The sequence below is a fragment of the Streptomyces yamdrokensis genome (assembly GCF_053890455.1).
This window is the reverse complement of sequence record NZ_CM132679.1, coordinates 3,474,365-3,493,097: the sequence shown is the minus strand read 5'-3', so window position 1 is coordinate 3,493,097 and position 18,733 is coordinate 3,474,365. Positions and strand designations below refer to the sequence as shown.

Here is an 18,733-nt window from a genome sequence, read left to right as displayed (position 1 = left end):
GGTCGGGCGGCCTGCCCCAGGAGCGCGGGGAACTGCGCGATCAGCCACAGACCACCGGCAGATCCCCACGACGATCCGGCTACGGCCCCTTGCGAGCCGCCCGGTGCCGATGCGCCAACGCCTCGTACGAAGCGGCCAGCGAAGGTGCCGCCGACGCGTAGGTGCGCTGGGCGACGCCCACGAACAGGCAGTCCACCACGAGGAGCTGACCGGTCCGGGAGGACATCGCGGCCGGGCGCAGCTCGCTCTCGCGGGCCGTGGACGTGATCAGCACGTGGTCGGCGTACCGGGTGACGGGCCCGCCCGGACGGCCGGTGACCGCGATGGTCGTCGCCCCGCGCTCGAAGGCGACCCGGAGCGGTTCGACGACGTCGCCGGTGGACCCGGAGTGCGTGATGGCGACGGCCACGTCACCGGCGCGCAGCTGCACCGCGTTGGTCACGGCGAGGTGCGGGTCACCGGGGGCGTGCGCCATCAGCCCTATGCGCAGCAGTTTCTGGGTGAGGTCCTGGGCGACCAGGCCGGAGGCGCCGATGCCGTACACGTCCGTCCGGCGGGCGCCGGCCAGGGCGGCGACGGCCGCGCCGAGCTGGCCGGTGTCCAGTCCGGCGGCCGTGTCGGCGAGGGTCTGCTGCTCGTCGTGGGCGAGCTTGGCGACGACGTCGGCGAGGGGGTCGTCCACCGTGATGTCGGTGGTGAGGGCGGGGGCGCGCCCGGACTCCTGCTGGGCGGCGAGCCCGGCGAGGGCGAGGCGCAGGTCGCGGTAGCCGGGGTAGCCGAGCAGGCGGGCGGTACGCACGACGGTGGCCTCGCTGGTGCCGGTGAGTTCGGCGAGACCGGTGACCGTGAGGGCCGCGCAGCCGGCCGGGTCGCCCGCGACGGCCTCGGCGACCCGCTGCATGGAGCGGGTCATCGACGGCGCCAGCGTCCGCACCTTGGCCGCGAGGGCGGCGGGAGCGGGCGGAGCGAAAATTTCCTTCACCTCTCGGGTCATCATTGAAAGATATTTTCGTTTCGGTGGCGCGGTCAAGAGTGCGCACAATGGGGGCATGCACCCCCACGGCGACCCTCGCGACCCCGACGACACCCCCGCCGCCCCCGCCGCCCCCGTCAGCCCCCTGGAGCAGGCGCTGCACGCGGCACGCGCCCTCGTGCTCGCCGACCTGGTCGCGCACGAGGTCGCCGAGGCGGAGATCGTCTCCCTCGTCGAGGAGTCCGTGGCGCAGCGCCGCTGGTGGGTCGAACAGTGGCCACAGGGCGCCGGGTTCGTGGCCGGTCTGGTCGCCCAGGACGTACAGGACGCCCTGCTGGACCGGTACGGCCGCTGGCCGCTGTGCCCGGTGTGCGGCTCCGGCGACCCGCACGCGCTGGAGGTCGAACCGGAGCTGGGCCCCGACCCGCACTGGGTGTGCCATCAGTCGGGCGTGAAGGTCGCGGCGGTGGGCTCGCTGAGCGGGGCGGCCCCGGCGTGACGGTGTACATCGACCCGCCCACCTGGCCGGGACACGGCCTGCTCTGGTCCCACCTGGTCAGCGACGTCTCCTACGACGAACTGCACGCCTTCGCCGCCGCCCTCGGCGTCCCCCGCCGCGCCTTCGAACGCGACCACTACGACATCCCCCGGCACCGGTACGCGGACGTCGTGCGGGCGGGAGCGGTGGAGGTCGGCAGCCGTGAGGTGGTGCGGCTGCTGCACGGGGCGGGGCTGAGGGTGCGCAAGAGCGAGGTGCGCGGGGGCGCGCTTCAGCGGCGCAGTTCGTAGACGTACTCGCCCTCGCTCTCGCCCCCGGTCTCGGCGGTCCGGGTGAATCCGGCGCGGGTGACGACGTTCTGCGAGGCCACGTTGTCGCGCTCGATGACGGCGGTGACGGTCCGCGCCCCGCCCTGGCCCAGCGCCCACGCCGACAGGGCGCGCAGCGCCTCGGTGGCGTAGCCGTGGCCGCGGGCGCCCTCGACGAGGTCGTAGCCGATCTCCACGCGTCCGTCCCCGTCCGGAGCACTGTGGAATCCCATCGCGCCCACGGCGAGGTCGTCCTCCCGCCGGACCAGCACGTACGCGGTCCACTCCGGCCGGAACTCCCCTGCCTCGTACTGCTCGACCATCATCCCGGCACCCACCCGGGTGCCGTCGGCGGGACCGGAGCCGACCCACGCGAAGCCGCCGTCGCCGCCCGTCGACAGATCGGACGCGACCGCGGGAGCGACACTCACCAGGACAAGGCGTTCGGTGGGTATGCGGCTCGTGCCCGCTCGCCCGTCAGGCCTTGTCATCCTCGTCCCCCGTGTCGTCCGGTACGACCGACACGACGGCGCAGGTCGGGGGAGCCGGGTGCGGAAGGTGAACGTACGTCACGGACAGGGCGGGGCAGTCCGCACGGGCTTCGACACGTGTCACCCGGACCTCCGCACCCTGGTCGAGTACGCGGACGCGAGGGCCCAACTGCTGCTTCCGTTCCAGCTCCGCACGCAACGCCTCGACGACCGCCCCGGCGGCGGGGCCCAGCAGGTCGAGGCGCTTGCGTGCGGTGTGCGTGATCTCCACGACGGCCGTCGGATCGGTCAACGGGGGTTCTCCGGTTTCAGCGCACGAGCCAGCTCGACGCCCTCGGCGAGGGAGGCCTCGAAGTCGGGGTCGCAGCGGGTCAGGACATGCCCGCGATACGTCGCGATCAGCTCGGACACCTCGCGCAGGTCCGTGAAGTCGACACGGTTGAGGGTGGCCGCCAGTTCGGCTTCGAGGCGGGCCAGGTCGCCCGGGAAACCGAGCCCGGCGGCAAGGGCGGCCCGGACTTCGCCGAGGGTCCGCATGGGAGGTGGCTCGACAGGTGCTTCCGGGTGGACAGGATGTTCGCTCACGGAGTGTGATCCTTCCTGCAGAGAGCCGCTCCACGACGCTACTCCGGCCGGCCTCGTCCCGTCAGCAGTTCCAGCTCACCGCCGATGTTGTACCGGGCCGTGGCCTCCCAGCGCTCCCGCCCGTACGGCGTGCGGAACAGATGGGGCAGCTCGAGAAGTCGGCGCAGCACGGCGGCCCGCCCCTCGCGGAAGGCGTCGCCGGGGACGAAGTGGTACTCCTCGCGGACGGCGACGGTGTAGGCGGCGTACGCGGACGGCGGCGAGGCGAGGACGGCCAGATCCGCGTCGCACAGCACCTGGCCGTTCCGGTCGTCGTCGGCCGGGTCGTGGGTGACGGTGAGCCGCACCAGCCGGGCCACCTCGGCGACCTTCGCCTCCGGGACCCCGGCCTCGGCCAGCGCCCGCTCGGCCAGCCGCGCCGACCGCTCCTCGTTCTCGGACCGGTCGGGCAGATAGACGGCGTCATGGAACCACGCCGCCAGCCGCACGACATCCACGTCGTCCGCGTACACCGCCAGCTCGTCGACCCGGTCGAGCACGGCGGTGAGGTGCGCGACGGTGTGATACCGCCGTTGATCCTCCTGCCAGCGGCTGAGCAGATTGTCGGCGTAGGGGGCGGGACCGGGCCCGCCCCCGGCCCCCCTGGCACCCTCCAGAGCCCGGACGAAACACTCACGCAGAACATCGGTGTCGGCCATGCGGCCATTGTTCCCGGTACGCGCCCCGAGAGGTCAGAGGTCGATCCCGGCCCGTGTGCGGTATGGAATCCTGCGGGCACAGGCGTTGTCCCCTGCCGAATCCGTGTGCCACATCGAGAAGTTGCTGCAAGGAGACCTATGGACACCGAGCAGTCACAGGCCCAGTCCCTCCACTGGTTCAAGTCCAGCTACAGCGGCGGTTCCGGTGGCGACTGCGTCGAGGCCGCCGCCCTCCCCGCCTCCGTCCACGTCCGCGACTCCAAGGACACCGGCCGGGGCACCTTCACCGTGGCCCCGGCCACGTGGTCCGCGTTCATCGCTCACGCACGCCACGCGCACTGACCGAAAAACGCCGTCGGAAATGGCGTGGCGGTCGGCTTGGCCCGCTTCCGTCGGCCCTGGCAGCATCGGCGGTAGCGGACAGAACGGGGTGCGTACGGCTGCACCAGGTCCTGGGGCCGCTCCTTCGGGGGCGGCCCGAGCCTTTCCGGCAAGGATCGCCGGATCGCACACACCTGTCCGTATGCCGCCCTCCCGGGCCCCGCGCCCGACCGGCGAGAGCGCGGCCGACCGGTGAGAGCGCGGCGTGCGTGCCGCCGGTACCGTGGGAAAGCAGAAAGTGAGCCGCCAGGTGCAACCGACGTTCGTACTGGTCCACGGAGCCTTCGCGAACTCCTTCTCCTTCGCGCCGCTCCAGGCCGAGCTGGGTCTGCTCGGGCACCGTTCGGCCGCCGTCGACCTGCCCGGCCACGGCTTCGCGGCGACCTACACCCGCGCCTACCAGGCACCACAGGATCCCGAGGGTCTCGCCACCGCGTCCGGTGCGATCAAGGGCGTCACGCTCGCCGACAACGCCGCGCACCTGATCGGGGTCCTGGAGCGGGCCAAGCGGAACGGCCCGGTGGTCCTCGTCGCCCACAGCCGCGGTGGCGTCACGGCCACGGCCGCGGCCAACGCGCGGCCCGACCTGATCGACCGCATCGTCTACGTCGCGGCCTGGTGCCCGGTCGCGCTCGACGTCGGCGACTACTACGCCGAGCCGGAGATGGCCACGGTCGACGCCGCCTCCCTGGGACTGGCGATGGCCGGGAACCCCGCCGAACTCGGCCTGCTCCGCGTCAACTTCCGCACCGCGGACCCGGCCGCCCTCGCGGCGCTCAAGGCGGCCTTCCTCGCCGACGGCACCGACGAGGAATTCCTGACCTTCCTGAACACCTTCCAGCCCGACGAGAACCTGGACGTCGGCACCTTTGCGGACCGGGCGCAGGCGGCGACCTGGGGCCGGATCCCGAAGACCTTCGTCCGCCTGGCCGACGACGCGAGCATGCCGCTCGCCCTGCAGGACCGGCTGATCCGCGAGGGCGACGAGCTGACGCCGGACAACCCGTACGACGTCCGCACGCTCGCGGGCAGTCACCTGAAGTGGCTGGTCGACCCGGCGCCGGCGGCCCGGATCCTGGGCGAACTCGCCGCGCTCCCGGCCCCGTCCGCGGGGTGACTCCCGCTCCCGCCCCGGAACGTTTTCCCTCCCGGGGACAAAACCGCCGCTAGCGTGGCCCGCATGACGACTCCTGCTGATGTGCACGGCGTGCGTGAACCCGGGCTTCCCGGGCGGTTGTTGACCGTTGAGCGGGACGCGCTGGTTCCGTTGTTGCGGGGCCGGGCGGAGGAGGACTTCGGCCGGCCGGTCGTGGCCTGCCCGGGGTGGACCGTGCGGGATGTACTGGCGCACTGTTCGGCCGCGCTCACACGGGTGATGGAGAGCCGGTTCGAGGAGGGCGTGTTCTCGCCCGCCTCGAACGAGCGGGACATCGCCGAGCGGGGCGCCTGGAGCGATCAGCGTGTCGTCGACGAGCTGGAGCGGGGGATGACCGAGGCCGGGGCGGTGATCGCCAAGGCCGGTGGGGTGCTGGACGTGCTCGCGCTGGGCGAGTGGGTGCATGCCGGTGACGTGCGCGAGGCGCTCGGGGTGCCCGGGGCGTACGCGGGGGCCGGGCTGCCGTACGCGCTCGACCTGCTGGCCCACGTCACGGGGGTGATGGGGCATCTGCCACTGCACGCCGATCTCGACGACGCCGACGAGCCGCTGCGGCTCGGGAAAGCCTCCGGGGAGCGGCCTTCGGCGCGGTACACCGGAAACGGGGCGACGCTGGTGCGGCTGTACGCGGGGCGCTCGGTGGACGGGGTCCCGTACGAGCTGGCCGGGGCAAAGGCCGCGGAGCTGAACATCTTCGGGGGGTGAGACCGGCCTCGGGGTGTGGGGGCGCGGATCGCCGGTCGGCGGGCGTAGGCTGGATTGGACTAGACCTCTAGGTCCTGGTGGTCGATGTTCCAGACGTCGTCGACGTCGTCGATCCGTGCCCTTGATGCCGAGGAATGGGGTTCCATGAGCAAGCGTGCCGTCCTGGAGGTGATCGCCCTCGACGTCGGGGACGCCGTTGCCGCGCGGGCGGGAGGTGCGGACCGGCTCGAGCTGGTCACCGACATGGCCGCCGACGGGCTCACCCCGTCCGCCACCACCGTCGCCGCCGTCCGCGCGGCCGTCGGCATCCCGCTGCGGGTGATGCTGCGCCTCGCCGACGGGTTCGCCGCCGGCGACCTCGACCGGCTGGTGGGAGCGGCGCGGGAGATGCGGGACGCCGGGGCCGAGGAGTTCGTCCTCGGGTTCCTCGACGGCGACGGCCGGGTGGATCTGGACGCCGTGGAACGGGTCGTCGGGGCGCTGGGCGACTGCCCGTGGACCTTCCACCGCGCCATCGACCGCGCCGCCGACCGCGACGCCCTCCGCAAGCAGCTCGACGGGCTGCCCGGCCTCGACACCTACCTCACGGCCGGCGCGCCCGGCGGCGTGGCCGACGGGCTGCCCACCCTGCTGGCCGAGGCCGGGCGCGGGGACGAGCCCGGGTACCAGCAGCACCTGCTCGTCGGGGGCGGCCTGCGACTGGAGCACGTTCCCGCGCTGCTCACCGCCGGGGTCCACGCCTTCCACATCGGGGGCGCGGCCCGGCCCGGCGGATGGACCGGGCCCGTCTCGGCGGAAGCCGTCGCGCAGTGGCGCCGGGTGGTGGACGGGGCGGTCGAGGAGGCGGCCGACGTGGGCTGACGCCGTCCCGCCGGGTCGGCTCAGTCCGGCAGCAGCTGCTCCGGCAGGGGCGCCGCATGCGTCACGATCAGGCCCGAGACCGCTCGGGTCAGCGCCACGTACAGGCGGCGCAGGCCGGTGCGTTCGTCGGGCTCGCCGTCGACCACGGCGCGTGGCTCGTCCAGGACCACGTAGTCGTACTCCAGGCCCTTCGCCAGCGACGCCGGGACCAGGGTGAGCCGGGTGCCGTACGTCGTCTCCTCGCCCGGCGCGACGTAACCGGCGCCCGCCTCCGTGAGGGCCTTCGCCAACTCCGGGATCCGGGCGTCGGCGGCGATCAGGCCGACCGAGCCCTCGTGGGCCAGCAGTTCGCGGCAGGCCGCGAGCACGTCGTCGGTTCCGTCGGCCGGCCGGACGGTGAACAGGCCCGGGTTGTCGCGGATCGACGCCACCGGCGCCAGCCCCGGCGCGATGTGCGGGAGCAGCCGGGAGGCGTACGCGATCACGTCCGCCGGGACGCGGAAACCGGCGGTCAGCTCCTCCACCACCGCGTCCCGCTTGCCCAGGTGGCCCAGCGCCTCCTCCCAGCTCCGGGTCGCCCACGGCGTGGTGCCCTGGGCCAGGTCGCCGAGGACGGTCGCCGAACCGGTCGTGCAGCGCCGGCCCACCGCCCGGTACTGCATGGGCGAGAGGTCCTGCGCCTCGTCGAGCACCACGTGCCCGAGGGACGGGGTGCGCCGGATCAGATCGGTGGCCTCGTCGATCAGTACCGCGTCCGCCGCCGACCACTTCGCGGACTTCACCGACCGCGCCGGCTTCGCCCGAAGGACCGCCTTCTGCTCGTCCTCGTCCAGCAGTCCGGCCGCGTGCCCGGCCAGGAACTCCGGGTCCGTCAGCAGGCGCAGGACGAGCTTCGCCGGATCGACGGCCGGCCAGAGAGCCTTCACCGCCGCCTTCACCGCGCCGTTGCGGGCCACCGCGTCCTGCACCCTGTCGTCCGGCGCCTCCCCGGCCCGCTCCATCTGCACCAGCACGGCGTGCGCGATGCGCTGCGGCAGGGCCTCGCGGGCGGCGCCGTAGCGGATGTCCCGGTCGAGCAACTGGCGTACCAGGTCCTCCAGTTCGTACGCCGCCACCCGCCAGCGGCGCGAGCCGCGCACGACGACGACCGGTTCGGTGGGCATGGTCACGTGTGCGTAGAGGGCCCGGCGCAGGACCTCGGCCATCCTCGCGTCACCCTTGACGAGCGCGGTCCGCGCGTCGTCCGTCCCGCGCACCTCGACATGGGCCACCAGGTCGTCCACCGTCGCCTGTCCGACCGCCAGTTCGCCCAGCGCGGGCAGCACCTGCTCGATGTAGTGCAGGAAGGACCGGTTCGGGCCGACGACCAGGGTGCCGGTGCGGGCCAGCCGCTCGCGGTGGGCGTACAGGAGGTAGGCGACCCGGTGCAGACCCACGGCCGTCTTCCCGGTGCCGGGGCCGCCCTGTACGCAGACGCTGCCGGTCAGGCCGGACCGTACGATCTCGTCCTGCTCGGGCTGGATCGTGGCGACGATGTCGCGCATCGGACCGACGCGCGGGCGTTCGATCTCCTGCTGGAGCAGTCTGCTGGTGACGGCGGCCTCGGAGGGATCGGACAGGTGCTCGTCCTCGTACGCCGTGAGGTCGCCTCCGGTGTAGCCGAAACGGCGGCGCAGCGCGACGTCCGCCGGGTCCTTCCTCGACGCCCGGTAGAACGGCTGCGAGACCGGGGCACGCCAGTCGATCACCATCGGGTCGCCGTCGGCGTCGTGCACATGCCGGCGCCCGATGTAGAACCGCTCGCCCTCGGCCCCTTCCGCCTCCTCGGCGCCCGGGGCGTGCAGGTAGTCGAGGCGGCCGAAGAACAGAGGGGTGTCGCTGAGGTCGGCCAGCGCCTTGACGCGGTCCCCGATCTGTCGCTCCAGGATCTGCGCGTTGACCCAGTTCGCGGTGACGTCGCGGATGTCGAGGGCCTCCACGTCCTCGCGCATCGCGCGCAGGGCGGTACGGGACGCGGTGAGGTGGGCGCGCTCGCGGGCCAGGGGGCCCGTGGCGTCGGTGGCGGGAGCGGCTGTGGCGACGGGTTCGGGGACGTGCGCGGGCACGGGGCTGCCTCCGGCTGGTGCGGGCGGTGATGCCGTGCGGTCACGGCATGGCGGACCACCCGGTTTCCGTCCGGGCGGCGGCACTCCGGCGAGGGAGGCGGGAGGGCCCCGGTCGGCCACCGTTCCGGTGGCCGGGGCGAACGGGAGATTCTAGTCGGCTCCCGCGCACAGGGCGAACGATTGGCGAATGCGCGGTGTTCCGTGGTCCTCGGGGTCTCGGGGGGTTCTCGGGGGCGCGGGTCCTCCTCGAAGGGGACACCGTGCTTCTCGGGGCGTACACGGCGGGACGTGAAGTCGGGCCCCAGGACCGATGCCCCGAACGGGTGATATGGCGCACTCTGGACACATGAGCACAGCGACCTTCATCCCAGGCAACCGGGCCCGTGACCAGGGCGCCCCGCATGGTGCCACCGCCACCGGCTCCGTCCACCACTCCCCGCACCGTGTCGGCAACGCCCTGCGCGCGGTCCGGATCTTCGCCGAGAGCCTCTTCTCGGTCGCCGTCCTCGGTGAGTACAACGAGGAGGCGGGCGTCCGCCGCCGCTGACCGCACAGCACCCGGACCCGGCCCCGGACCCGGCCCCGGTCAGGGAGCCGTGCGGTGGTCCTCCACGGGAAGCAGACCGGCGACGACGTCCAGGGGCCAGCGGCCGTACGGCAGTGCCGGCTCCGGTACCGCGGCGGGGGCGGTTCCCGGTGCCGCGGCCCGGGCCGACCCCGGCGGTGTCCCGGGGATCCGTTCGACGAACGGCGGGAGATCCTGCGTGCACCGCGCGCCCTTCGGCGGCAGCGCTCCCGTGAGGAAGTAGCGCACCGCGTGCCGCCCCACGCAGGCGCTCGGGTTGTCCAGCGCGGTGTGGCCGTGTCCGTCGACCGTCAGCAGCCGCGCGTCGCGCAGTTCCTTCGCCATGCTCACGGCCGCCGCGTAGGGGGTGGAGGGGTCGTGGGTCGTGTTCACCACCAGCACCGGATGGGCGGTCGCCCCGTCCCACGGGCCGGTGTACGGAGCGGCGGCGCGGGCCGGCCAGGCGGCGCACGGCTCGTTGGCCCACACCCACCAGCGGGCCAACGCCCCCGCCTGTGCCACCGCCCGCTCCTCCAGCTCCGGGTAGAGCAGCGGCGAGCGAGGGTTGGGGCTCTCCGCGCACAGCACCGCGAGCGGCTGCTCGAAACCCGGATAGCGTGCCGGGACCGCCGGATCGCTGAGCGGAATGAGCGGCCGGCCGCTCCACAGCGCCTGCAGCAGGTCGGCGACCCCGGCCCAGCCGGGGTGCACGGTGTAGAGCCCGCCGCGCACCTCGCTCACCGCCCTCGCGAACGTCGGGTCGCCCGCCGGACGCCCGGCGAGGCGCGCCATGAGGGTGTCGTACTTGTCGCGGGTGGCCGCCGGGCTGCCCGCCGAGAAGACGCAGCCGGTCACGGGCGCGCGTCCGCAGTGGTCGAGGAACTGGGCCAGCGTGTCCGCCGACCCGAGGTGGGAGCCGAGCCGCAGGAAGGTGTTCAGCCCGGCCGCCGCGCCGGCCTCGCCCACCGCGCCGGCCTCGCCCACCGTCTTGTCCGCGGCCGCAGCGGGCGCCGCGGCCGCCGGGGCGCCCGCCCGGCCCACCCAGGCGAGCGGATCCACGTTTCCGTCGAGGACGAGCCGTCCGGCCCGTTCGGGGAACAGGTTCGCGTAGGTCGCGCCGAGGAGGGTGCCGTACGAGACGCCCCAGTAGTGCAGTCGCTCCTCGCCGACCGCGGCGCGCAGCAGGTCCAGGTCGCGGGCGGTGTCGGCGGTCGAGACATGGCGCAGCAACTGCGGATCGCTCCGCTCGCAGCGCTCCGCGAGATCGGCGTACGCGGCGATGTACGCCTGCTGCGCCTGCTCGCCCACCGGGAACGGCGGGAGGTCCGCCTGCCGGTCGGCGGCCTCCTCGGCGGTGCCGAAGCAGCGTACGGCCGTGCTCTCGCCGACGCCGCGCGGGTCCCAGCTGACGATGTCGTAGCGGTCCCGCAGTTCGTCCGGGAACTTGTCGTACAGCTCCGGGAGCCCGACGGTGCCGGGGCCGCCCGGACCGCCCGGGTTGAAGAACAGCGTGCCGACCCGCTTCTTCGGAGCCGCGGCGCGGTGCCTGATCACCGCCAGCTCGATCGTGCGGTCGCCGGGGCGGGCGTGGTCCAGGGGCACGTTCGCCACCGCGCACTCGAACCCGGTCCGCGTCACGTCCCGGCAGTCCTGCCACCGCAGCACCACGCCGCCGCCGGACTCACCGCCCCCGCCGCCCGGTCCACCCGGCCCGCCCGCGGCCACCGGCCCGGCCGCCCCGAGCAGCAGCACCAGCGCCCCGGCCGCCGCCCCCGCGGTCCTGGTGAGCGGTATCCGTGTGGCGGTGGCGGTCCGTGACATGGGCAGGCCCTTCCCTCGCGGCAACCGGGAGACGGGCCCGCGACAGCGGACCCGCTGTCATACCATCGGCGGCCCGCCGACCGGGCAACCGGCACGCGTCCGTTCGGGTGCTGAAGTGAGTACCCCGCACCCGCCCGTCCGAGTACGTACGCCGATGCCCGGCCCCCGGTCACGCGGCTTGACCGGCTCCATGAGCCGGAACCACTTCGCGCCCCTGATGCCGGCGGTGCCCTACCCGCCCGACCGGGACCGCTGGGCCTGGGTGGCGCCCACCGTCGTGACCGCGCTGCTGGTGTTTCTGGTGCCCTCGGCGTTCCTGTTGGGCGCGATGTCCGCCATGGCGACCGACAGCTGCGGGCCCGACGAGTGTTCGCAGGCCCTGACGACCTCCCTGAACGTGGTCCACGGGGCCATGCCCGTCGGCGGCGTGCTCACCTTCTGCGCCTGGCTCACGTCCTGGGTGCTGCCGTGGCGGGCCCGGTGGCCGGGCCCGCGCGCCTGGCTGGCAGCGCTCTCCCTGCTGCCGCAACTGTTCGTCATCCTGCTGGTGTTCAACCTCCCGCAGGGCCAGGGGGTGTTTCGAAGGCCCTGTGCGGGACTTTCGAAACACCCCCTGGAGGACTCACCAAGATCTTCATGAGTCCTCCAGGCGTGTCCGGGGCAGCCGGCGAGCCCTAGTTCTCCGCGAGCAGCTCGTCCGCGTCCATGATCCGGTACGCGTACCCCTGCTCCGCCAGGAACCGCTGGCGGTGGGCCGCGAAGTCCTGGTCGATGGTGTCGCGGGCGACCACGGAGTAGAAGTGGGCCTGGTGGCCGTCCGCCTTGGGGCGCAGCACCCGGCCCAGCCGCTGGGCCTCCTCCTGCCGGGACCCGAAGGTGCCCGACACCTGGATGGCCACGGTCGCCTCCGGCAGGTCGATCGAGAAGTTCGCGACCTTGGACACGACCAGGACGCTGATCTCGCCCTCCCGGAACGCGTCGAACAGCTTCTCCCGCTGCGCGTTCGACGTCTCGCCCTTGATCACGGGCGCGTTCAGGTGCTCGCCCAGCTCGTCCAGCTGGTCGATGTACTGCCCGATGACGAGGATCTGCTGCCCCGCGAAGCGCCGGACGATCGCCTCCGTCACCTTCCGCTTGGTCGCGGTCGTCGCGCAGAAGCGGTACTTCTCCTCGGTCTCCGCGGTGGCGTACGCGATGCGCTCGGAGTCGGTGAGGTTGACCCGGACCTCGACGCAGTCGGCGGGCGCGATGTAGCCCTGCGCCTCGATCTCCTTCCACGGCGCGTCGAACCGCTTCGGCCCGATCAGCGAGAACACGTCCGACTCGCGGCCGTCCTCCCGTACGAGCGTGGCCGTCAGGCCCAGCCGCCGGCGGGCCTGGAGGTCCGCCGTGAACTTGAAGACGGGGGCGGGCAGCAGGTGCACCTCGTCGTAGAGGATCAGGCCCCAGTCCCGGGAGTCGAACAGCTCCAGGTGCGGGTAGACGCCCTTGCGGCGGGTCGTCAGCACCTGGTACGTGGCGATGGTGACGGGCCGGATCTCCTTGCGCGTCCCGCTGTACTCGCCGATCTCCTCCTCGGTCAGCGAGGTCCGCTTCACCAGCTCGTGCTTCCACTGGCGGGCCGAGACCGTGTTGGTGACCAGGATCAGCGTGGTCGACTTCGCCTGCGCCATCGAACCGGCACCGACCAGCGTCTTGCCCGCGCCGCAGGGCAGGACGACCACGCCGGAGCCGCCGTGCCAGAAGTTCTCCACGGCCTGCTTCTGGTAGGGGCGCAGCGCCCACCCCTCCTCGCGCAGCTCGATGTCGTGCGCCTCGCCGTCCACGTACCCGGCGAGGTCCTCGGCGGGCCAGCCCAGCTTCAGCAGCACCTGCTTGATCTGCCCGCGCTCCGAGGGGTGCACGGCGACGGTGTCCGGGTCGACGCGGACGCCGACCAGCGGGGCGATCCGCTTGGAGCGCAGCACCTCCTCCAGGACGGGCCGGTCGGTACTGGTCAGCACGAGACCGTGCGCCGGGTGCTTGAGCAGGCTGAGCCGGCCGTAGCGGTCCATCGTCTCGGCGATGTCGACGAGCAGCGCGTGCGGCACGGGGTAGCGGCTGTACTTCACCAGCGCGTCCACGACCTGCTCGGCGTCGTGTCCGGCGGCCCGCGCGTTCCACAGGCCGAGCGGGGTCACCCGGTAGGTGTGGATGTGTTCCGGCGCCCGCTCCAGCTCGGCGAACGGGGCGATGACACGACGGCACTCACCGGCCTGCTCGTGGTCGACTTCCAGGAGAAGCGTCTTGTCGGACTGGACGATGAGCGGACCATTCACGCGCGGCTGCCTTTCTGCGACGGACTCGGCACGGGCATGCACGGGCACAGCACGGCCAAACGTCCAGTTTGCCTGATCGCCCGCCGCCCGGGGGCCGGAGTGACGGTGACCACAGCAGGGACGGCGAGGACGGCGAGGACGGCGAGGGCAGGGGGCAGCGGCGGCCCGCGTCCCTCCGGGCTTCAGCTCTCGTCGTCCGCCAGTTCCGCGACCCCGGTGATCCGGTGCAGCGGGTACGTCCGCACCTCGTCGGCCGTGTGGTCGTACGCGGTGACGAAGCCGCCCTCGACACGGACCGGGGCGACGACGCGCCGGCCGGCGGCGCCCTCGGCGTTGACGTAGCCGATCCACAGTGCCTCGCCGGTGAGGACGGCGGCCTGCAGGGTGGCGAGGGTCTCGGCGGCCCCGGTGCGCGGCAGCGCACCGCTCCCCGCCCCGGGGCCGTTCGTCTCCCCGGCCGTGGCCTCGCGCGGGGCCGTGGCGGCGAGGTCGCCGGCGCGGACGGCGCGGACCACCGCCGTGAGCAGGGTGTCGTCGGGCACCGGCGGCCCCTCCGGGACCGGCTCGGGTGCCGTGCGCGGCGGGGTGCGGCGGGCGTCGGCGCGGGTGATCAGGACATCGCCCTCGGCGGACTCGGCGGCCGGCGCGAACCCCATCTGGCGCAGTCCCTCCAGCAGGCCGGCCGGATCGGCCTGCGCGGCCAGCACGGTCGGCGCGAGCCGGCGCAGGCCCAGAGCGGCGGCCCGCTTGTCGGCGAGGATCTCGTTCAGCACCGCGTCGTCGTCGCAGCGCACGTAGGCCGAGGCCGCGCCCACCCGCAGATGCCCGTGCCTGCGGGCCACGTCGTCGATCAGGTACGTCAGCGGCTGCGGCACCGGCGTACGGGAGTGCGCGGCGAGGAAGGCGTGCAGGTCGGCGGCGGCCCGGCCGGCGTCCAGGGCACGGCGTACCGAGCCCGGTGTGAACCGGTAGACGGTCGCCCCGCCCTTCGACTCCACGTCCGCCAGCACCCCCAGCATGTCCGCGAGCGGCCGCTGGAGTGGACCGGGCGCGACCGCCGTCAGGTCGGCCTGGAGCAGGACGTGGTCCAGCGGTTCGGGCAGCAGCGGGGCGAGCAGCCGGCCGGCGGAGGAGGACGCGGCGGCCTGCTCGGCGGGGGTGAGGGCGGTGGGGGCGGGGGAGAGCGGGGGCGGGGCGGACGGCCGGCGGTGGTGGACGGGGAGACGGTCGCCCGGACCCGTCGGCTCCGACGGGGATCCCGACTGCGACTGCGACCCCGGCTCCGGCGCGGGGGCCGTCCGCTCCGCCTGTGCCTTCGGCGCGGGCAACCCGAGCAGGGCCCGGCCGTGCGCGGACAGCGCGCCGCGGCCGGTGATGCCCAGCATCTCCGCCTCGGTCAGCGTCCACCGGGCGAGCCGCGAGCGCAGATCGTCGCCCTCGCCCCCTCCGACGGAACCGGAACCGGAACCGGCCGCGCCGCCCGCCGGGCGCGGCGGCCGTTCCCACCGCAGCCGCTCCGACACCGACCCGGAGTCCGGCGCCGCCCCCTCCGGCAGCTCCGCCAGCAGGGCCAGCACCCGGCGCCGCACCTCGGGCGCCGCCGACCGGTCGAGCCCCGGGCCCAGGGCCGCGAGGGTGTGGTCCTTCGCGTCCCGCCCGCCCACCAGTCCCGGCGTCCGGGTCGCCGCCAGCCACGCCGCGGCGAGCGTCGTCCAGCGCTCGGCGGCGGGCCGCTCGATCCAGGTGTCGTACGCCGGAGTCGCGGCGTACCGCTCGTCGGCCTCGCCGTCGGAGGCCACCAGCCCGGCCGCATACGCCAGTTCGACCCAGAACGCGGCGACCGTCTCGGGCACGTCCAGGGCGACGGCGGTCCGCTTCAGGTCCCGCACGCTCAGCCCGCCGGACCGCAGCACCGCCGGGCCGCCCTCGTCCCAGTCCTTCAGCAGTTCCCCGACGGTCGCCAGCGCCGTGTACGCCTGCCCGGCCGCCGTCGCGTCCACCACCTGCGGACGGTGCGTGGCAGCGGCCCCGACCGGCGGCGGCACCGGCTCCGTGGTCCGGTGCGCCCGCCCGCCGCGCAGATGCAGCGCCACCTCCCGCGGCAGGACGACCGTCCCGGGCGCGGTCGGCAGCAGCAGGCCGCGGTCCAGCAGCCGGCGCAACCGGGTCGCCGGATCGGCGGTCACCTGACCGTAGGGCGGCCCCCAGACCAGTCGCTCCAGCACCTCCACCGACTCCGGCGGCACCTCGGCCAGCAGCGCCGCCATCCGCACCCGGTCCGTGAACAGCCCGGTCAGCGCCGCCACGGCGGAGACCGAGTCGTGCGTGGAGGGCAGTCCGACCGCCGTGACGATCTCCTGGATCCGCCCCGGGGACATCCCGGCCGTCGCCTCCCGCACGGTCGGGCCGAGGCCCGTCGGCGAGGGGTGCTGCGGGGACGGGGAGAGCAGCTCACGGGCCGTACGGACCAGCCGCAGCCGGTCGTCGTCGCCCCACACCAGCGCCTGCTCGCGCAGCGTCCGTACGGCACCCGGCAGCGCGGCGGACACCGCAGGGTCGCCCCCGTCGCCCGCGAGCAGCCCGAGCAGTTCGCCGTACGGCGCCGGATCCGCCGCCACGGCCAGCGCCTGCGCGGTCTGCGTCGTGAACCGGTCCAGCCGCTCCAGGGCGCGGACGACCGAGGCGCGCGTACCGGCCCGGGTGGCCAGCTGGGTGAGGTCGGCGGGCACGGGCGTGACGAGATCCGGCCGGCTGCGCAGGAGTGCGGCAAGCCCGGCGTCGTCCCGTGCCCGGAGCGCCTCCGCGAGAGATCGGGGGGCCGCCGTGGGCTTCTCCTCGGTGCTCATCCGCATCACCGTAGCGGGTGGATCCGCCGGTGGGGTGCGTGGAGTTGGGCCGGCCGGCCGGACTCGCGGTACCGTCGTGCGACGTCGTCCGTCAACGCATCCGCCCCGGAGGGGACTTCGTGGGTATCGAGAGTGACCAGGTCGTCTACGAGTATCTGAGCCGCGTCGGCGACGTGGCCCAGCAGCGGCAGCTGCCGTCGGCGACCCGCATGCGTCTGGTCGCCGGGCTGCGGGACGAGATCGACCGGCGCCGGGCGAAGGCCGTGGTCGACTCCCCGACGGCCGTGCGCCGCATCATCTCCCGCATGGGCACCCCGGACGAGGTCGTGACGGCGGCCTCCTCCAGGACGTCCGGCGACACCTCCGACAGCACCTTCGGCACCGGGGGGACGGCTTCCGGCGCGGAGGGGAACGGGAGTGCCCCCCTGAGCAAGCCCGCGCCGGCCCCCGCCGCGGTTCCCGCCCAGCGGGGCGGCGACCGCGCCCAGCGGGCGAAGAGCGTCCTGCGCCGCGCCGTCCCCCGCCCCCGCCCGGCCGACCACCCGCACGCCACCCCCGCGGCCCCCGCCGCCCCTGCCGCGCCCTCCGTCCCCGGCGGACCGTCCGCGCCGCACCGGGCCGGCATGGACGAACTCGGCGACAGCGCCGCCCAGCCCGACTGGTGGCGGACGGACAGCAGCCCCTTCGGCGTCGGCGACGAGGTCCCCGGCTTCGTAGGCGGCGTGGAGATCCCCGAACTGCTCAAGGCCCCGCCGGCCACGGACGACGCCCGGGGCGCCGGCGGGCGGCCGGACGGACCGGGCGGGCCGGGCGGGCCGGGCGGAAACGTACCCGCCCCCGCCTCCGCCCCCGTCGTCGAGGCCGGGAGCGAGAAGGGGAGGACCGGGTCCGTCTTCCGGCGCCGGCTCCCGCGCCTCCCGTCCGGAGGCTGGAGCAACCCGCTGCTCCTGGTCGCCGCGGGCCTGCTGGTCGTGGGCGCCGTGCTCGGCAACTGGCTCGCCCTGCTCCTCGGCTGGGCCATCGTCTACGCCTCCCGCCGCCTCAGCCAGGCCGAGATCAAGTGGGCGGTCCTCGTCCTGCCCGGTCTCACGATCGCGGGCGGAGCCACCTGGCTCTGGGGCAGGACCGAGGGACGCTGGGGCACCCCCATCGCCGACGGCGCCATGAACGAGGCCGTCTTCGAGACCTGGCCCTGGGTGATCCGGGCCGCCGCCGTCGCCTCGGCCCTGTTCCTGACCTGGCGCTCCCAGCGCCCCCGCTAGGGCCTGTCCGGCGGATCATGCCGAAGAAGCGGGGTCCGGCACGCCCGCCGCCCCGAGCTCCTCGAGCAGGAGGGCGCCCCCAGCGGCGTTGTCGTCACCCGCCGACTCCCCCGCTCGACCTGGCTGGAGATACCGCCGGCCCCCGACTCGTCCCGCCGGACAGGCCCCAGGCCCTGGGGAGGTACGCCGGTCCGTCGTTTGCGTGCGCTGGGCACAATGGCGGGTATGGCCTCCACGACCGCGCTCCCGCCCACCGTCGGTTTCGACCTCGACATGACGCTCATCGACTCCCGGCCCGGCATCCGCGCCTGCTACCAGGCACTCTCCGAGCGGACCGGGACCCCCATCGACGCCGACCTCGCCGTCACCCGGCTGGGACCGCCCCTCGCGGACGAGCTGGTCAACTGGTTCCCGGCCGACCGGGTCGACGAGATGGCCGACCTGTACCGGGCGATGTACCCGACGTACGCCATCGCCGCCACGCCCGCGCTGCCCGGCGCCCGCGAGGCCATGGCCGCCGTACGCGAGGCGGGCGGGCGCACCGTCGTCGTCACCGCGAAGTACGAGCCGAACGCCAAGCTGCACCTGTCCCACCTCGGCATCGAACCGGACGCCGTGATCGGCGACCTGTGGGCCGAGCAGAAGGCGCCGGCGCTGCGCGAGCACGGCGCGGGCGTGTACGTCGGCGACCACGTGGGCGACGTGCGCGGCGCGCGGACCGCCGGCGCGCTGTCCGTCGCCGTCGCCACCGGCCCCTGCGACCCCGCGGAACTGCGGAAGGCCGGCGCGGACGTCGTCCTCACCGACCTGACCGAATTCCCCCGCTGGTTCTCGGCCTACGCGGCCGGAATCCAGGTCTGATGCGTGGCGGCGCGTGCCCGGCCCCGGCCCGGCCGAAACGGCGGGGTCGGGGCACCGCCGAGAGCGACGGCCCGGGTCGCGCGCCCCGGGCCGTCGCCCGGCCGCAGAAGTCGGCCGACTCCGCCCCGGACAGCGGTAGTGCCGGTTCCCAGAGTGTCTCCGCGAGGTGCCCCAGTGTCCGTAACGTTGGTCAGCGGCGCATCGGAGAACCTACGTACAAGAGCGGTGGACCTTGGGTACGAGTGGAAGACAACGCGGTGAGCAATTCGCCGACACCTGCGCTGAGGCCGGACGGAGC

The 18,733-nt window shown here is 74.3% G+C and carries 18 protein-coding genes and 1 pseudogene; 10 read left to right on the top strand and 9 right to left on the bottom strand.

All coding sequences use genetic code 11. The annotated features are described in order from the left end of the window. Nucleotides 1-79 precede the first annotated feature (79 nt). Nucleotides 80-994: a MurR/RpiR family transcriptional regulator gene (locus ACWZEH_RS15270; RefSeq protein ID WP_456199613.1), complete on the bottom strand. Its 915-nt coding sequence runs from the start codon at nt 992-994 to the stop codon at nt 80-82. A gap of 55 nt (nt 995-1,049) precedes the next feature. Here ACWZEH_RS15270 and ACWZEH_RS15265 point away from each other — a divergent pair, with 55 nt between their 5' ends. Beyond that, the gene (locus ACWZEH_RS15265) at nt 1,050-1,472 is read left to right on the top strand and encodes a hypothetical protein (RefSeq protein WP_456198928.1); all 423 of its coding nucleotides are present in this window, start codon (nt 1,050-1,052) and stop codon (nt 1,470-1,472) included. Beyond that, nucleotides 1,469-1,762, top strand: a complete 294-nt coding sequence (locus ACWZEH_RS15260; RefSeq protein ID WP_456198926.1) for a DUF4031 domain-containing protein — start codon at nt 1,469-1,471, stop codon at nt 1,760-1,762. The genes ACWZEH_RS15265 and ACWZEH_RS15260 overlap by 4 nt, the downstream gene beginning before the upstream one ends. Here ACWZEH_RS15260 and ACWZEH_RS15255 read toward each other — a convergent pair. The 4 genes and pseudogenes from ACWZEH_RS15255 to ACWZEH_RS15240 form a co-directional block, all read right to left on the bottom strand. Further along, nucleotides 1,744-2,229: pseudogene (locus tag ACWZEH_RS15255) on the bottom strand (GNAT family N-acetyltransferase); the annotation flags it as partial. The gene ACWZEH_RS15260 and the pseudogene ACWZEH_RS15255 overlap by 19 nt on opposite strands. Nucleotides 2,230-2,257: 28 nt before the next feature. Next, entirely contained in the window at nt 2,258-2,563 is a 306-nt protein-coding gene (locus ACWZEH_RS15250; RefSeq protein ID WP_456198925.1) for a hypothetical protein, read from the bottom strand. After that, nucleotides 2,560-2,856, bottom strand: a complete 297-nt coding sequence (locus ACWZEH_RS15245; protein ID WP_456198923.1) for a hypothetical protein — start codon at nt 2,854-2,856, stop codon at nt 2,560-2,562. The genes ACWZEH_RS15250 and ACWZEH_RS15245 overlap by 4 nt, the downstream gene beginning before the upstream one ends. A 38-nt stretch (nt 2,857-2,894) precedes the next feature. After that, entirely contained in the window at nt 2,895-3,554 is a 660-nt protein-coding gene (locus ACWZEH_RS15240) for an HD domain-containing protein (RefSeq protein ID WP_456198921.1), read from the bottom strand. 138 nt (nt 3,555-3,692) lie between these two features. Between ACWZEH_RS15240 and ACWZEH_RS15235 the strand changes: the two genes are divergently transcribed. The 4 genes from ACWZEH_RS15235 (at nt 3,693) to ACWZEH_RS15220 (ending at nt 6,657) form a co-directional block, all read left to right on the top strand. After that, nucleotides 3,693-3,896, top strand: a complete 204-nt coding sequence (locus ACWZEH_RS15235; protein WP_456198919.1) for a DUF397 domain-containing protein — start codon at nt 3,693-3,695, stop codon at nt 3,894-3,896. Nucleotides 3,897-4,173: 277 nt separating this feature from the next. Then, complete coding sequence (locus tag ACWZEH_RS15230) at nt 4,174-5,052, top strand: alpha/beta fold hydrolase (RefSeq protein ID WP_456198917.1); 879 nt, start codon at nt 4,174-4,176, stop codon at nt 5,050-5,052. A gap of 63 nt (nt 5,053-5,115) precedes the next feature. Next, nucleotides 5,116-5,796: a maleylpyruvate isomerase family mycothiol-dependent enzyme gene (locus tag ACWZEH_RS15225; protein ID WP_456198915.1), complete on the top strand. Its 681-nt coding sequence runs from the start codon at nt 5,116-5,118 to the stop codon at nt 5,794-5,796. Nucleotides 5,797-5,940: 144 nt separating this feature from the next. Continuing rightward, nucleotides 5,941-6,657 (top strand): copper homeostasis protein CutC, encoded by a 717-nt coding sequence (locus tag ACWZEH_RS15220; protein WP_456198914.1) that lies wholly within the window; start codon nt 5,941-5,943, stop codon nt 6,655-6,657. 20 nt (nt 6,658-6,677) lie between these two features. Here the strand turns inward: ACWZEH_RS15220 and ACWZEH_RS15215 are convergent, their stop codons facing one another. Beyond that, nucleotides 6,678-8,762, bottom strand: coding sequence for a HelD family protein (locus ACWZEH_RS15215; protein ID WP_456198913.1), 2,085 nt, complete (start codon nt 8,760-8,762; stop codon nt 6,678-6,680). A gap of 346 nt (nt 8,763-9,108) precedes the next feature. Between ACWZEH_RS15215 and ACWZEH_RS15210 the strand changes: the two genes are divergently transcribed. Next, entirely contained in the window at nt 9,109-9,309 is a 201-nt protein-coding gene (locus ACWZEH_RS15210; RefSeq protein WP_456198911.1) for a hypothetical protein, read from the top strand. 39 nt (nt 9,310-9,348) lie between these two features. On the opposite strand, the gene ACWZEH_RS15205 is transcribed toward ACWZEH_RS15210, so the two are convergent. Beyond that, nucleotides 9,349-11,148, bottom strand: a complete 1,800-nt coding sequence (locus tag ACWZEH_RS15205) for an alpha/beta hydrolase (RefSeq protein WP_456198910.1) — start codon at nt 11,146-11,148, stop codon at nt 9,349-9,351. Between the two features lie 190 nt (nt 11,149-11,338). Between ACWZEH_RS15205 and ACWZEH_RS15200 the strand changes: the two genes are divergently transcribed. After that, entirely contained in the window at nt 11,339-11,788 is a 450-nt protein-coding gene (locus ACWZEH_RS15200) for a hypothetical protein (RefSeq protein ID WP_456198909.1), read from the top strand. Between the two features lie 34 nt (nt 11,789-11,822). Here the strand turns inward: ACWZEH_RS15200 and ACWZEH_RS15195 are convergent, their stop codons facing one another. Both ACWZEH_RS15195 and ACWZEH_RS15190 read right to left on the bottom strand, forming a co-directional pair. Further along, complete coding sequence (locus tag ACWZEH_RS15195; protein WP_456198907.1) at nt 11,823-13,466, bottom strand: DNA repair helicase XPB; 1,644 nt, start codon at nt 13,464-13,466, stop codon at nt 11,823-11,825. Between the two features lie 182 nt (nt 13,467-13,648). Beyond that, nucleotides 13,649-16,312: a helicase C-terminal domain-containing protein gene (locus ACWZEH_RS15190; RefSeq protein WP_456198906.1), complete on the bottom strand. Its 2,664-nt coding sequence runs from the start codon at nt 16,310-16,312 to the stop codon at nt 13,649-13,651. A gap of 119 nt (nt 16,313-16,431) precedes the next feature. Between ACWZEH_RS15190 and ACWZEH_RS15185 the strand changes: the two genes are divergently transcribed. Both ACWZEH_RS15185 and ACWZEH_RS15180 read left to right on the top strand, forming a co-directional pair. After that, nucleotides 16,432-17,574, top strand: coding sequence for a hypothetical protein (locus ACWZEH_RS15185; protein ID WP_456198904.1), 1,143 nt, complete (start codon nt 16,432-16,434; stop codon nt 17,572-17,574). Nucleotides 17,575-17,799: 225 nt separating this feature from the next. Further along, a complete protein-coding gene (locus tag ACWZEH_RS15180; RefSeq protein WP_456198902.1) occupies nt 17,800-18,435 on the top strand; it encodes an HAD family hydrolase in 636 nt (211 codons plus the stop codon). Nucleotides 18,436-18,733: the final 298 nt, after the last annotated feature.